At 46.0% G+C, this 13,762-nt stretch carries 13 protein-coding genes and 1 other RNA gene; 4 read left to right on the forward strand and 10 right to left on the reverse strand.

The window, feature by feature from the left end:
- Positions 1 to 24: 24 nt before the first annotated feature.
- The 4 genes from AB1F57_RS10685 to AB1F57_RS10700 all read right to left on the reverse strand — a co-directional run bounded on the left by AB1F57_RS10685 (position 25) and on the right by AB1F57_RS10700 (position 5,226).
- On the reverse strand, positions 25 to 2,412 hold the full coding sequence (locus AB1F57_RS10685; protein ID WP_170239341.1) for a primosomal protein N': 2,388 nt from the start codon (positions 2,410 to 2,412) through the stop codon (positions 25 to 27).
- 120 nt (positions 2,413 to 2,532) lie between these two features.
- The gene (rpoZ, locus tag AB1F57_RS10690) at positions 2,533 to 2,847 is read right to left on the reverse strand and encodes a DNA-directed RNA polymerase subunit omega (RefSeq protein WP_105111224.1); all 315 of its coding nucleotides are present in this window, start codon (positions 2,845 to 2,847) and stop codon (positions 2,533 to 2,535) included.
- Positions 2,848 to 2,869: 22 nt separating this feature from the next.
- The gene (gene gmk / locus AB1F57_RS10695; RefSeq protein WP_167785766.1) at positions 2,870 to 3,484 is read right to left on the reverse strand and encodes a guanylate kinase; all 615 of its coding nucleotides are present in this window, start codon (positions 3,482 to 3,484) and stop codon (positions 2,870 to 2,872) included.
- Positions 3,485 to 3,612: 128 nt separating this feature from the next.
- Positions 3,613 to 5,226 (reverse strand): ribonuclease Y, encoded by a 1,614-nt coding sequence (locus tag AB1F57_RS10700; protein ID WP_170239340.1) that lies wholly within the window; start codon positions 5,224 to 5,226, stop codon positions 3,613 to 3,615.
- A 131-nt stretch (positions 5,227 to 5,357) separates the two neighbouring features.
- Here AB1F57_RS10700 and AB1F57_RS10705 point away from each other — a divergent pair, with 131 nt between their 5' ends.
- Entirely contained in the window at positions 5,358 to 5,840 is a 483-nt protein-coding gene (locus tag AB1F57_RS10705) for an S-ribosylhomocysteine lyase (RefSeq protein WP_105123447.1), read from the forward strand.
- 61 nt (positions 5,841 to 5,901) lie between these two features.
- Here the strand turns inward: AB1F57_RS10705 and AB1F57_RS10710 are convergent, their stop codons facing one another.
- The 6 genes from AB1F57_RS10710 to AB1F57_RS10735 form a co-directional block, all read right to left on the reverse strand.
- The gene (locus tag AB1F57_RS10710) at positions 5,902 to 6,126 is read right to left on the reverse strand and encodes a hypothetical protein (protein WP_367985735.1); all 225 of its coding nucleotides are present in this window, start codon (positions 6,124 to 6,126) and stop codon (positions 5,902 to 5,904) included.
- A gap of 32 nt (positions 6,127 to 6,158) precedes the next feature.
- A complete protein-coding gene (locus AB1F57_RS10715) occupies positions 6,159 to 7,577 on the reverse strand; it encodes a cell division site-positioning protein MapZ family protein (RefSeq protein WP_167785764.1) in 1,419 nt (472 codons plus the stop codon).
- A 17-nt stretch (positions 7,578 to 7,594) separates the two neighbouring features.
- Complete coding sequence (locus tag AB1F57_RS10720) at positions 7,595 to 8,743, reverse strand: class I SAM-dependent RNA methyltransferase (RefSeq protein WP_105137377.1); 1,149 nt, start codon at positions 8,741 to 8,743, stop codon at positions 7,595 to 7,597.
- A 51-nt stretch (positions 8,744 to 8,794) separates the two neighbouring features.
- An RNA gene (rnpB, locus tag AB1F57_RS10725) (RNase P RNA component class B) lies at positions 8,795 to 9,172 on the reverse strand.
- Positions 9,173 to 9,188: 16 nt separating this feature from the next.
- Complete coding sequence (gpsB, locus tag AB1F57_RS10730) at positions 9,189 to 9,518, reverse strand: cell division regulator GpsB (RefSeq protein ID WP_105111217.1); 330 nt, start codon at positions 9,516 to 9,518, stop codon at positions 9,189 to 9,191.
- A gap of 71 nt (positions 9,519 to 9,589) precedes the next feature.
- Positions 9,590 to 10,126: a DUF1273 domain-containing protein gene (locus AB1F57_RS10735; RefSeq protein ID WP_161943429.1), complete on the reverse strand. Its 537-nt coding sequence runs from the start codon at positions 10,124 to 10,126 to the stop codon at positions 9,590 to 9,592.
- 71 nt (positions 10,127 to 10,197) lie between these two features.
- On the opposite strand from AB1F57_RS10735, the gene recU reads away from it, so the two are divergent.
- The 3 genes from recU (at position 10,198) to rsmG (ending at position 13,753) form a co-directional block, all read left to right on the forward strand.
- Positions 10,198 to 10,818 carry a Holliday junction resolvase RecU gene (recU, locus tag AB1F57_RS10740; protein WP_105111215.1) on the forward strand — a complete coding sequence of 207 codons (621 nt, stop codon included), beginning with the start codon at positions 10,198 to 10,200 and terminating at the stop codon, positions 10,816 to 10,818.
- A complete protein-coding gene (gene pbp1a / locus AB1F57_RS10745) occupies positions 10,799 to 12,967 on the forward strand; it encodes a penicillin-binding protein PBP1A (RefSeq protein WP_167785761.1) in 2,169 nt (722 codons plus the stop codon). Before recU ends, pbp1a begins: the two co-directional genes overlap by 20 nt.
- A gap of 72 nt (positions 12,968 to 13,039) precedes the next feature.
- Positions 13,040 to 13,753, forward strand: a complete 714-nt coding sequence (rsmG, locus tag AB1F57_RS10750; RefSeq protein WP_170239337.1) for a 16S rRNA (guanine(527)-N(7))-methyltransferase RsmG — start codon at positions 13,040 to 13,042, stop codon at positions 13,751 to 13,753.
- Positions 13,754 to 13,762: the final 9 nt, after the last annotated feature.

Consider the following 13,762-nt stretch of genomic DNA (forward strand, 5'->3'; position numbering starts at 1 on the left):
GATACTGTCGATGTTCAAAGAGTATCACATCATATTTTGCGGTTCATTATCAATCACCAGGCGCAAGTCCTGGTTGTCCCGCTCCTGGGTCCAGTCCAAAATCCGATTGAGGACCTGCTCCAGCTGTTCCTCCCGCCGGTACTTGAGAATGATTTGATAATGGTAAAGATTATGGGTACGGGCGATAGGCTTGGGCGTCGGCCCCAAAATCTGAATCTGCTCCGTCAAGTTCTCCCGCAAGAGCTGTACCGTCTCATAGGCCTTTTTGATGACAAGATCCTCCGACTTATGAGAAAAGGTCAAGCCCACCGTGAAATAGTAAGGCGGATAGCCCAGACTTTTCCGAATGCCCATCTCATACTGATAAAAGCCCTCGTAGTCCTGGTTCTTGGCAAAGGCAATGGCATAATGATTGGGATTATAGGTCTGTATAATGACCTCCCCCTCCTTGTCTGCCCGACCTGCTCGACCAGCCACCTGGGTCAATAATTGGAAGGTCCGCTCGGATGACCTAAAGTCTGGTAAATTCAGCGCCGTATCCGCATTGAGCACCCCTACCAAGGTCACATTTGGAAAGTCCAGTCCCTTGGCAATCATCTGGGTCCCCAGCAAGATATCTGCCTCCTGCCGACCAAATTTCTCCAAAAGGGCCTCATGGGCACCTTTTTTCTTGGTCGTGTCCACATCCATCCGAAGGATACGAGCATTCGGCAGCAATTCCTGCAACTCATCATAGGCCTTCTGGGTCCCCGTACCGTAGTAGCGAATGGCCCGACTTTGACAGTTAGGACAGACCTGGGGAATGGGCTTTTGAAAATTGCAATAGTGGCAGTTCATTGACCGGCTGTCCATGTGCAGGGTCAAAGAAATATCACAGTTTGGACACTGGTCCACCGTCCCACAATCCCGACACATGACAAAGGAAGAATAGCCACGGCGATTGAGCATGAGGACCACCTGCTCCTTACGAGCCAGCTTTTCCTGGATTTTTTCTATCAAAACCGGTGTAAAATTTCTAGCATCATGTTGGCCGATATAATCTCTGAAATCAATGACCTGGACCTCTGGTATCCTGGCCTGCGGATTGGCCCGCTGATTGAGGACCAGCCTACCGTAAAGACCGCGACTGGCACGGGCACGAGTTTCTAGGCTTGGCGTAGCCGACCCCAAAACCAGGATAGCCTGATTGTAGTCCGCCCGCAGCTTTGCCACGTCTCTGGCATGGTAGCGAGGATTGGAGTCCTGCTTATAGGTCGCCTCATGCTCCTCATCTATGATAATGGCTCCTAGATTTTTCAAGGGAGCAAAAATCGCCGACCTGGCACCGACCACCACCTGGGCCTCCCCCCGCTCAATCTTACGCCACTCGTCGTACTTCTCCCCGTCTGACAGGCCTGAGTGCAGGATGGCCACCTGCTGGCCGAAACGCGCGATAAAACGATTGGTCATCTGGGGCGTCAGCGAAATCTCCGGCACCAGCATGATAGCCGTCTTGCCCATCTTGAGGACCTGGTCAATGACCTGCAGATAGACCTCTGTCTTGCCAGAGCCTGTCACCCCCTGCAGCAGATAGGTCTGGCTCTCTTGCCCGACCTTGGACAGGATTTCCTTGACCGCTATGGCCTGCTCTGGATTGAGGGAAAGCGCCTGGCTGACCCCTACCTTATCAAAGAGAGCTTGGGTCCGCGAGACCTCCTCCTCCCAGACTTCTATATAGGCATTTTCTTGGAAATAGCGGAGCGTATCAGCTGAAAAGTCCTTTTTCAAGCTGGCTAGAGGCTGTTCATCAGAATGTTCCAGTAAGTAGTCCTTCAAAGCCAGCCGTTTCTTGGCACGGGCGGGTATCTCTGCTTGCATGAGCTGGTCCCGATTTACCCGGTACCATTTTTCAGTCTTGATTTGCTTTTTGTCCTTGGCCACATAGTCGACCAAGATTTTGCCTGCCTGGGCAAGCCGCATGATGCGGGCCTGCTCAGACACATCCAGGTCTGAAAAACGGACCTGGTCCCTACCACCAAACAGGCTTTCCTGCTCTGCTATTTCCAAACCAAGCCCAGGACGGAGAATTTTGTCATAGGTCGAGTTGAGGAGGCTGGGTAGCATGGCCTTGAGCAGGGTGATTTTGTAGGCAAATACCGTCTTGCGCATCTGGTCTGCCAGCCAAAATTGCTCCTGGTTGAGGACTGGCGAATAGTCCAGCACTTCCACAATGGGCTTGATGTCCTGGGGCCTCTCTGGCAATTCCTCAGTCAAGCCGACCACGATGCCCTGAATCAGCCGATTACCCTTTCCAAAGGGCACATGGACTCGGATACCAGGTACAATTCCCGCCTCAAATTCTTTAGACACTAGATAGGTATAGGCTTGGTCCGTCTGCATGAGCGGCACGTCTACGATAATCTGTGCGTACATAGGTCCTCCTTTCGTGATGGTTTGGATAGGTTTTACTCTCTTATCAATGGTTCAATAAATACTTCAAAAGACTGTCAAATGGAAAAGAAACCCGGATGGTCCCCCAGCCGAGTTTTGAATTTAGATTTTCTCGCCGTCTTCTTTTTCTTTGGCGATTTGTTCTTTAATTTTGCGCTCTTCTTCTTCAGCCAAGCGTTTTGCTTCTTCAGCCTTGCGACGAACAGCCTCACGTTTCGCTTCTGGGTCTGGATGGATGACCACATTGCCTGCCTCAATTTCTTCCAAGGCACGGAGGGTTGATTTTACAGAAGTAAATTCTTGCGTTGGCTTAGCGCCTGCCTCCAATTCGTGAGCGCGCTTAGCCTCTAAAATAACCAATGAATACTTAGATGGTACCTTGTCCAACAAGGTATCAATAGACGGTTTTAACATCATAGGACTTATTCTCTTTTCTAACTTAAATATTTTTAATCATGTCGTTGTACTTGCCAATCACACGGTCCACACGGAAATGTTCCGCCTCAATCACGCGCTTGACCAATTCCGCTGCCTTTGGCACCTCGTCATTGACAATGGCATAGTCATACTCACGCATGAGAGCAATCTCTTCCTTGGCACGCTCAATCCGCTGGGCAATAACCTCTTCCGAGTCTGTCCCACGACCGACCAAACGGTCTTTGAGCTCTTCCAAATCTGGCGGAGTTAGGAAAATAAAAACTGCATCTGGCACTTTTTTCTTGACCTGGAGGGCACCCTGAACCTCAATCTCAAGAAAGACATCAATTCCCTTGTCCAGGGTTTCATTGACATAGGTCAAGGGTGTACCGTAGTAGTTGCCAACATACTCAGCGTATTCCAGCATTTGTCCCTGACGAATCAACTCCTCAAACTCCTCTCGGCTCCGGAAATGATAATCAACCCCGTCCACCTCACCTGGACGCTGAGCCCGGGTCGTCATAGACACCGAATACTCAAATTTATTACCTGAATGGCTAAAAATTTCCTGCCGAACTGTTCCTTTCCCTACACCAGAAGGACCGGAAAATACGATGAGTAAGCCTCTTTCCTGCATGTTATCTCCTTTAAATCTTTCATTCTAGTGTAGCAAAATTCTCAGCAAATATCAACTGATTTTAAATCTGTAAACCAGATTTTTCCGGCTCTTGAAGAACAACAAAAAGAGCCGAAGCTCCTTCTGTCTTATTTTGCAATGTCAGTTGCTCGTGTCTCACGGATGACCGTAATCTTGATATTTCCTGGATAATCCAGATTATTTTCAATTTTCTCACGGACATCATGAGCCAGAATCGTAATCTTATCATCACTGATTCTATTTGGATGAACGATAATCCGAATCTCACGACCTGCCTGGATAGCATAAGCCTGCTTGATGCCGTCAAAGCTATGGGCAATTTCTTCCAGGTCTTGGAGACGCTTGATATAGGCCTCCATCGATTCACGACGGGAACCTGGACGGGCTGCACTGAGGGCATCCGCTGCAGCAACGATTACTGCAATGGTGCTGGTCGCTTCCACATCACCGTGGTGGCTGGCAACCGTATTGACAACCACTGGATGTTCCTTGTATTTCTTGGTCAATTCTGTACCAATCTCAACGTGGCTACCGTCCACCTCGCGGTCAATCGCCTTACCGACGTCATGCAAGAATCCAGCACGGCGGGCCAAATTAACATTCTCACCCAACTCTGCAGCCAAAATACCTGACAACTTGGCCACCTCAATCGAGTGACGGAGCACATTCTGACCGTAGGAGGTACGGAAATGCAGACGTCCCATAATCTTAATCAAGTCAGGATGCAGGTTAGGAGCGCCTACTTCATAGGCAGCCGCTTCACCATATTCACGTATGCGGTTATCCATCTCAACACGGTATTTCTCCACCAACTCCTCGATACGAGCCGGGTGGATACGACCATCCTGGAGCAGGGTCTCCATGGTCATCCGCGCAATCTCCCGGCGAATCGGGTCAAAACCGGAAAGAACAACTACCTCAGGCGTATCATCAATGATAACGTCAATCCCTGTCAAGCTTTCAAAGGTGCGGATGTTGCGACCTTCGCGACCGATAATTCGGCCCTTCATGGTATCATCCGGCAGATGAACCGAGGTAATAGTTTGTTCCGCAACATATTCACCCGAAATTCGCTGCATGGCCTGCGCTAGAAGGTCTTTGGCCATCTTATCAGACCGCTCTTTGACCTCTCGCTCAGCCTCCTTGATACGGGTTGCAATCTCGTGGGTCAATTTATCACGAGTCGCTGCAAGAATCTGCTCTTTGGCTTCTTCCTGGCTCAGCGAAGCAACACGTTCCAACTCAAGAGCTTTCTGCTCTTCTAATTTCGCGACTTCTTGCTCACGCTCATCAATATGTTTAGTTTTATCCGTCAGGCTTTGTTCTTTTTGCTCCAAAGCCTTCTCTTTGTTTGTCAAATTATCATCTTTACGATCTAAGCTACTAGCACGTTCAGTCAATCGTGACTCAATTTGCTTTAATTCTTGTCGTTCTGACTTAAATTCATTTGCTACTTCTTCTCGATATTTACGAGCCTCTTCCTTGGCCTCCAAGAGTAATTCTTTTTTCAAGGTTTGGCGATCACGCTCAGCTGTTTTTAAAATAGCTTCAGCTTGATCTTCCGCACGACCACGAACATTACTTGCTTCTTGTTCAGCATTCAAAAGTGTCAATTCTGCAGTTTCTTTTGCAGCTTTCATCTTCAAAGAAATGGCAAAGTAACCAATTACTAAACCAATGAGAGCAGAAATCAAGGTCACTACAAGTGTAATGATATCCATCTTCCTACCTCTTTCAATTTTATTTTGCATTACACAAAATCTGAATCTATTTTACCATAATTTAAACGATTTCACAATTGCAAATTGACAAATATGGTATAATGTTTTCATCAACCCAAATGGAGGAAATTATGACCAAAGAAGTTATTGTAGAAAGTTTTGAACTGGACCACACTATCGTCAAAGCCCCGTATATCCGCTTGATTTCTGAGGAGATCGGACCAAAGGGTGATGTCATCACCAACTTTGATATTCGCCTCATCCAACCCAATGAAAATGCCATGGATACAGCGGGGTTGCACACCATTGAACACCTGCTGGCTAAGCTGATTCGCCAACGGATTGACGGACTCATCGACTGCTCACCTTTCGGTTGCCGAACCGGTTTTCACATGATTATGTGGGGCAAGCAAGATTCTGTCCAAATCGCTGAAGTCATTAAATCTAGTTTGGAAGAAATCGCAGACGGCATTAGCTGGGAAGATGTTCCTGGGACAACCATCGAGTCTTGTGGTAACTACAAGGACCACAGCCTCCATTCTGCCAAAGAATGGGCCAAACTAATCCTTTCTCAGGGCATTTCGACAGATGCCTTTGAACGAAAACCCATTTAAGGAGCTTGGTATGAAGAAAATCCTTCTTTCTACTCTGGCACTGGCTAGCCTGATGATGCTGTCAGCTTGCGGTAACAAGACATTTTTTGACACCAACTACACCTTCAATTACGCCTAGGTCAAACTTCCCGATGGAAGCATCAAGACTGGTAAGGTTAAAGAGTGGACTGATTACAGCGATGGCGACCAATTGCAAATTCGCTTTGAAGACGGAACGACCTATCTCGTCCATTCCAGCCAGGCAGTTTTGTCTGTAGATGAAATTGAAACCACACCATAACATCAAAAAAAGCGGTCTCCCGCTTTTTTCTTATGTTCCTAATAATCTAAAGCATCTGCATTTCCACGCGCATTTCCGACAAAGTAACCGGTCTTAGCATTGATAGAAAAGAGATAGGTGCCATCTGGTTTAAACATATTGTAGTAGCCATTACCGTTGATGATATTGACCTTCTCCAAGATATACTGATTACCTGTGATATAGCCACGTTTTTGAGATGTTTCGACAATTTTTTCCAAAATACCTGGGTTAAAGGTCCAAGCGGGATTGTTAACGTCATCAATCATGGCTTGGTTATAAGGCACGCGGCTCAAGTGACGTTGCAAGGTCACACCAGGAGGAACTGGAATCCCGAATTGGGATGCTGCATTTTGCACTTCGGCAGGACTTGTTGACGCGCTGGCAAGCGCTGATGCTGCACTTGATTCTGCGGGAGCTGGTGCTGGGGTTCCAGCCTGGGCAGCTGGCGCTGCTTGTTCAGCCGGTACGACCGCTCCAGCAATAGCCTGTTGGTTTTCCTCTTGTGATCGAGCAAAGTTAACAGCTGAAGTGATCGTCGCATCAACACCGCTGATTCCAGTCGCTACCGCTTCTAGAGTTGCTCCAGCCTTAACAGTCGCCGTGGTATCCAATTCGCCATCAACAAGAATCGGCTTATCAAATTGTTCATTGATGCCGTTGACAGCTGCGATAGCTTTTTCTAATTTATCATAGTTGGCCTTGGCTTCCTTATAAGCATCACTGTCTGGATCAATCTTGTCCAAGAGTGCCTTTAATTCCTCTAATTTACCAAATTCTGAATTCTTCAATTTAGACAAGCTCGAATCCGTAAAGAAGCTCTCGTACAGCTTGGTAAAGTCTGTAAACTCGGATGGAGTTGAGCTTGATGAGGTTGTACTAGAAGACTGTTTGGTCGAACTTGATGACGAAGAGCTAGAAGCTGTCTGATCTGCATTATTTTGGTTCATCCAGAAAAAGAGGGAAGCCAAAATAGCAACCAATGCCGCCAAGAGGGTTCCAAAAATCCAGAATCCTTTTTTCTTGGGCTTTTCTTCGGATCCATCTGTCAAATCAAAATAAGCGACTTCTTCTGCAGGAGTTTTTAGAGGCTCAACAACAGGGCTTGACTCAACTGGCTTCGGTTCTTCTTGTGAATGTGCTGCCGCAGCTGCCGTTTCCAACTCATCCGAAGTCAAGTTAGCTGATTCAACCACCGGAATAACAGTCGAATCCTTGATGACAGGGATTGTTCTTGTCTCAAATTTTTGAGATTCAATCTCATCTCGGTGTTGCTTGATATAGCGGTCTAAAAGGCCATCCGTATCGGTAATGCCAGCCTCAATTTCCTGCTGTTTTTGTGCTGCCTGACCAATAGTCATATCTTTTGCTGCTTCAAAGTCCAGAAACTGCTCGTCCTTAACTGGCTCTGCTTGTGCCTTCTCATGTTTCTTTGACATATCTACCTCACTTTATTCTATGAACGTTTTACTCGTTGACCAAAGAATTGATACAAGTCAACCTTCAGCGTACCATTGTATAATTTCCGTTTTTTATCTGCTTGTTTTCCAAACCGCTGCTCAAATTGCTCGTCGCTGGTCAAGATAAATTTAGACCATGTTTTCAAAGGCTCAAAGGTCTGCCCCATTTCTTGGTAGAGCTTGATAATGGCCTCATCATCCAACAAACGCTCACCGTAAGGTGGGTTTGAAATAATAACTCCATTTATCTTGTCTGTATGCAAGTCCTGCAAGCGCATTTGCTTAAAGACAATATCTTGGTCTACTTCGGCCGCAAAGGCATTTTTCTTGGCCATTTCGACCATACGGGCATCGATGTCTGAACCGGCAATATCCAAGACTAGGTCAGATTTGACCGCTGCCTGCGCATTTTTGCGAGCTTGTGCAACCAGCTCCTCATCAACCCAAGGCCATTCTTCAAAGGCAAAACTGCGTTTGAGCCCCGGAGCCATATTCTTAGCCAACATGGCCGCCTCAATACAGAAAGTGCCCGAACCACAGGTCGGATCGATCAAAGGCTTGTCTGGGTACCAGTTAGACAGCTGTAAAATGGCTGCCGCCATATTTTCCTTAATGGGCGCGCCACCTTTTTCAACGCGGTAGCCACGTTTGAAGAGGCTGGAACCCGTCGTGTCAATCAATACCGTGGCCACATCTTTCAGGATGGAGACTTCAATCTTAAACTCTGCCCCAACTTCCTGCAAGGGAACGCCTTCTGGACGCGAAAAATGCTTTTGCAACTTTTTTACGACAGCCTTTTTAGAAATGGCCTGTACACTCGGCTCATTGTGGAGCTTGGATTTGACACATTTGGCTTTTGAAATCGGAAATTTACTGCCCAAGGGTAGATAGTTTTCCCAGTCCAAGGCAAAGACCCCCTGGAAGAGTTCCTCAAAGGTGCGTGCTGGAAAACTCCCCACGACAATTTTAATCCGGTCTGCCGAACGCAACCAAAGGTTGGTTTCAATGATAGATTTGACATCCCCTTGGAAACGCACGCGCCCATTTTCAACTTGACAGTCGTAGCCCAGTTCTCGAATTTCACGACCAACGACCGCCTCTAAACCAGCTGCCGCTGTCGCAATTAATTCAAATTGTTTTTTCATCTTTTTCCTCTATAATAAAAGCTAGCAAAGCTAGCCACCTATTATGCAATTTTCTATAAGCCATGTTTTGTTCCAGTGGTACTAGGTCCTACCACCTTCGATAATCATCTGTCTACCGCTTACGCAGTCAGGATTTCTGTTCTACTCTGGGAGTACCGTTCCATCCATCCCATGCCCCGACCAAAGTTTGGGTTGCTAGCTTGAGGGGTTTACCGCGTTCCATTTTTTACGTTTCCATAAAAACTTCGTCACTGTGGCACTTTCAGGCCTACTCTGGCATATCCAAGGACGTAGCCATTTTAACCGCCGTAACGTCAAAGACGTCCCTAGGCTTATTGGTTCGCCTAGCACAAACACTACCAGCATTGCAGCTGGTGCTAGCATGGACTTTCCTCATGGTAGATTACTACCACGCGATTATCCGAAAATTACACATGTCTATCTACTACTCTTGGGCAATCTGTTTACCAAAGACTTCTTTCTCCAGACGATTGATGCGACGGAGAATATCAAAGTTTGTAGCTGAACTCATCCGCTCTGCACGGAAAGCTTCTGGCTCCTCTGCAACAGGGGCTGGTTGACGAGAAGCATTTGCCAGCTGGGCTTTAAGCCTAGCGATCTCGCCCTTCAATTCCTTTACAATGGCTTCATAGGCATCGTAATCCTTCATGATTTCATCAAGAAAATCATTGACCTCGTCTTGATCATAACCACGAAAACCAATCTTAAAATCCTGCTCAAAGATATCCTTTGTCGTCAACTTAATACTCGCCATCTGTCTCATCCTTTTCTTTAAACATCACTACTTCTATTATATTAAAAAAAATAAGGAAAAATCAAGCCAAATCACTCAGAATTAGAAAAATTTTCCGCTACTTCATTTAAATCGTCAAAACTCAGTACCTTAACAGTATAATCTTCTTTGTTTACGATTGAAGTATAGAGATATTTCAAGTTTGTTTCATTTTCAGGATCATAGAATAAATAGGCTCCCTCCGTATGGTCCAACAAGAACTGGTTAATCAGCTTAAATTGCCCAGGATTTTCATAGCGAACATAGAGGTATTTAACAAAATCCACCTGCTTAAATCGGGCTAGCTTGACTTGGTTAGTTTCGTTCCAATTCTCTCCATGGCTTTCAAAGGAAAAAATGGTAGCCATCTGAAAGTCATAGCCTTCCTGCCTCAAATCCAACAAAACTTCCAAACACCAATACTCAAAGCCCAGATTTCCAGTCAGAATAAACCACTCTACCCCATCATTTTCTAAAAACTTGATCAGGTCTCTGCGAATAGCCTCTTTGATGATGACTAATTTTGTATCCTTATCTGAAAAAATTCCCAAATCAGTATGACGATAGCCTGTTACTAAAAGGCTCTTGATGTGCATTTCTTGTACTCTTTTCCCTAATTATGGTATAATATGCTGATATTATTTTATCAGTAAGGAGTTCTATGGTCAATTATCCTCATCAGATAAATAGGAAAATCACTAGAACAAAAAAAGATTCTGCAAAGGAAACGGTTAATTTTGCCAATCGTGGGATGTCCTTTGAAGCCGCTATCAATGAGAGCAATGCTTACTACCTTTCCCATGGAATTGCGGTCATCCATAAGAAACCGACCCCTGTCCAGATTGTCAAGGTAGACTACCCAAAACGAAGTCGGGCCAAAATTGTCGAAGCTTATTTCAGACAGGCCTCAACAACGGACTATTCCGGCGTTTTCAAGGGACATTACATTGACTTTGAAGCCAAGGAAACCCGTCAGAAGACCTCCATGCCCATGAAAAACTTTCATGCCCACCAGTTGGAACATATGCAGGAAGTTGTCAAGCAAGGCGGTATCTGCTTTGTCCTTCTACACTTTTCAGAATTAAAAGAATCTTACTTACTCCCGGCAAAAGAGCTGATAGATTACTATCAAGCTGTTCAGGGCAATAAATCCATGCCCTTGCACTATGTTCGCGAGCATGGCTATGCCTTTCAGTTAGGGACCCATCCCAGCGTCCCCTATCTGACCATTGTCGAAGAAAAACTATTAGGTGGTGACTCAGTTGAAAAATCCAACCCTTAAGAAAGCACTCTTGCTTATCACAAACGTCGGAATTATCGCATTCTTAACAACGGTAATTATCGGTGGTCTTGTGACCCTATTCCTTATCTTTACAGCTCCTAAACTGACAGAAGACTCTCTTACTGCGACCGTGTCGAGTAAGATTTATGACAAGGACGGGGCTCTAATTGCGGACTTGGGGGCAGAAAAACGTTCCAATGCTACTACTGCTGAAATTCCGACCGACTTGGTCAACGCGATCGTAGCCATTGAAGACCAGCGTTACTTCAGCCACCGCGGTGTAGACGTCATTCGTATCGCTGGTTCCTTCCTCAATAATCTACGAGGAGGACGTCTTCAAGGGGGATCGACACTGGATCAGCAGTTGATTAAGTTGACCTACTTCTCAACATCTGCCCAGGACCAAAATATTAAGCGGAAAATCCAAGAAGCCTGGCTGGCCCTACAGTTGGAAAGACGAAATACCAAGCAGGAAATTTTGACGTACTACATCAATAAAGTGTATATGTCAAACGGAAACTATGGTATGAAGACGGCTGCCAAGACCTTCTACGGAAAAGAACTCAATCAATTGACCCTTCCTCAATTGGCTCTACTGGCAGGTATGCCCCAGGCTCCTAACCAATACGACCCCTACACTCAGCCAGAAACTGCAAAAGCACGTCGGGACCTGGTTCTAGGAGAAATGTTAGAAGAAAAATACATTACGGCTGAACAGCACGAGCAGGCAGTCCTATCACCGGTGACAGACGGCCTCCAGCCCCTGTCAAATGCACCCGCCTATCCAGCCTACATGGACAACTACCTGAAAGAGGTTATCAATGAAGTCGAAGAAAAAACCGGCTACAATCTCTTAACCACAGGTATGGAGGTCTACACCAACGTTGACTCAGCTGCCCAACAACAGCTCTGGAATATCTATAACACAGACATGTACGTGGCCTATCCAGATCCAACCTTCCAGGTAGCTTCAACTGTTATCGATGTTACCAACGGACACGTCGTTGCCCAGCTCGGCGGGCGTAATCAAAACAGTAATTCTTCATTCGGTACCAACCAAGCCGTTGAAACCAACCGCGACTTTGGTTCTACCATGAAGCCAATTACAGACTACGCACCTGCTATTGAAGAGGGTATTTATAAATCGACTGCTGACACTATATTGGATGCGCCTTATAATTATCCCGGCACTACCACTCCAGTCTATAACTGGGACAATGCTTACTTCGGCAATGTGACCCTCAAAACAGCCATCCAATCTTCTCGTAATATCACGGCCATCAAGGCACTACAGGCTGTTGGTTTAGAAAATTCATTAAAATTCTTGAACAAGCTCGGTATCGACTACCCAGAAATGTTCTATTCTAATGCTATTTCCAGCAACACAACCAATCCTGATAAAAAATACGGTGCTAGTAGTGAAAAAATGGCCGCAGCCTATGCCGCCTTTGCTAACGGTGGTACCTACTACAAACCACAGTATGTCAACAAGATTGTCTACACCGACGGAACAACTACTGAGTTTGAACCTGAAGGCAGTCGTGCAATGAGCCCTGAAACAGCCTACATGATGGTCGATATGTTGAAGAGCGTATTGACATCTGGCCCAGGTACTAATGCTGCCATCTATGGCATTCCTCAAGCTGGTAAAACCGGTACTTCCAACTACCCAGACGATGAGATGAAGGAAATCATTGCCTCTACTCCTGGAGCAAGTTATAGTAGTGTAGTTGCTCCTGACGAGAACTTTGTTGGCTTCTCTACTAAATACTCTATGGCTGTCTGGACAGGATACAGCAATCGTAAGATTCCAGTATTGGATAGTGGCATGCGTGTCGCAACCGATGTCTATCGGAATATGATGACTTATCTAAATCCTGTTGGAACTGCAGATTGGGAAATACCTGACGGTCTCTACCGTTATGGAAACAACGTCTACATAAACGGCTATACTGGTCCAGTTTATAACTACTATAGCTATAGCAGGACAACCAGTGAGACGAGCGAAGAGTCCTCAACGGAACCTACAACTAGTGAGGATACGAGTACTGAAAATTCTAGCGATGCTCAATCAACAGAAACTGGTTCCGAAACAGGCAATTCTTCTGAACAACCAACCACTCCATCTGCTGACTCACAAGGTCAGTAAGACTCAACCTTGAAAGGCAACTATCGCCTTCCAAGGTTTTTCTTTTGTTGAAAATTATGATAAGATAGGACTATGAAACCCGAAGTATTTTACAAGACCTTGGCAGACCAAGGAATCCAATTAACAGACCAGCAGAAAAACCAATTCCACCGCTACTTTGAACTCCTAGTAGAATGGAACGAAAAAATCAACCTGACAGCTATTACCCAGGAAGAGGACGTTTATCTCAAGCACTTTTATGATTCTATTGCACCAATCCTGCAGGGTCATATTCAAAATCAAGCACTCAAACTCTTGGACATCGGGGCTGGTGCAGGTTTTCCTAGCCTGCCCATGAAAATTATCTATCCTGAACTGGAAGTGACCATCATTGACTCCCTCAACAAACGAATCAATTTCCTGAACCTTCTGGCTGAGGAGCTGGGATTGGACAAGGTCCATTTCTACCATGGACGAGCAGAGGATTTTGCCCAGGACAAGCAATTCCGGGCCCAATTTGATATTGTGACCGCTCGCGCAGTAGCCCGCATGCAAATCCTATCAGAATTGACCATCCCCTATCTCAAGATCAATGGCAAGCTGATTGCCCTCAAAGCATCCAGTGCCGAGGACGAATTGGCCCAGGCCAAAAATGCTCTCAACCTCTTGTTCGCAAAGGTATTGGAGAATCATGATTATGAGCTGCCCAATGGCGACCCGCGTACCCTGACCATTGTCGAAAAGAAAAAGGAAACCCCGAACAAGTTTCCACGCAAGGCAGGCATGCCCAATAAACGACCACTTTAAGAACCGGTA

It is taken from the genome of Streptococcus nasisuis, from assembly GCF_040836615.1.
Classification (GTDB): domain Bacteria; phylum Bacillota; class Bacilli; order Lactobacillales; family Streptococcaceae; genus Streptococcus; species Streptococcus suis_V.

Bases quoted from the DNA above. Each gene is read 5' to 3' on its own strand.
- AB1F57_RS10685 (WP_170239341.1), bottom strand. From the start codon at position 2,412: ATGTACGCACAGATTATCGTAGACGTGCCGCTCATGCAGACGGACCAA.
- rpoZ (WP_105111224.1), bottom strand. From the start codon at position 2,847: ATGATGTTAAAACCGTCTATTGATACCTTGTTGGACAAGGTACCATCT.
- gmk (WP_167785766.1), bottom strand. From the start codon at position 3,484: ATGCAGGAAAGAGGCTTACTCATCGTATTTTCCGGTCCTTCTGGTGTA.
- AB1F57_RS10700 (WP_170239340.1), bottom strand. From the start codon at position 5,226: ATGGATATCATTACACTTGTAGTGACCTTGATTTCTGCTCTCATTGGT.
- AB1F57_RS10705 (WP_105123447.1), top strand. From the start codon at position 5,358: ATGACCAAAGAAGTTATTGTAGAAAGTTTTGAACTGGACCACACTATC.
- AB1F57_RS10715 (WP_167785764.1), bottom strand. From the start codon at position 7,577: ATGTCAAAGAAACATGAGAAGGCACAAGCAGAGCCAGTTAAGGACGAG.
- AB1F57_RS10720 (WP_105137377.1), bottom strand. From the start codon at position 8,743: ATGAAAAAACAATTTGAATTAATTGCGACAGCGGCAGCTGGTTTAGAG.
- gpsB (WP_105111217.1), bottom strand. From the start codon at position 9,518: ATGGCGAGTATTAAGTTGACGACAAAGGATATCTTTGAGCAGGATTTT.
- recU (WP_105111215.1), top strand. From the start codon at position 10,198: ATGGTCAATTATCCTCATCAGATAAATAGGAAAATCACTAGAACAAAA.
- rsmG (WP_170239337.1), top strand. From the start codon at position 13,040: ATGAAACCCGAAGTATTTTACAAGACCTTGGCAGACCAAGGAATCCAA.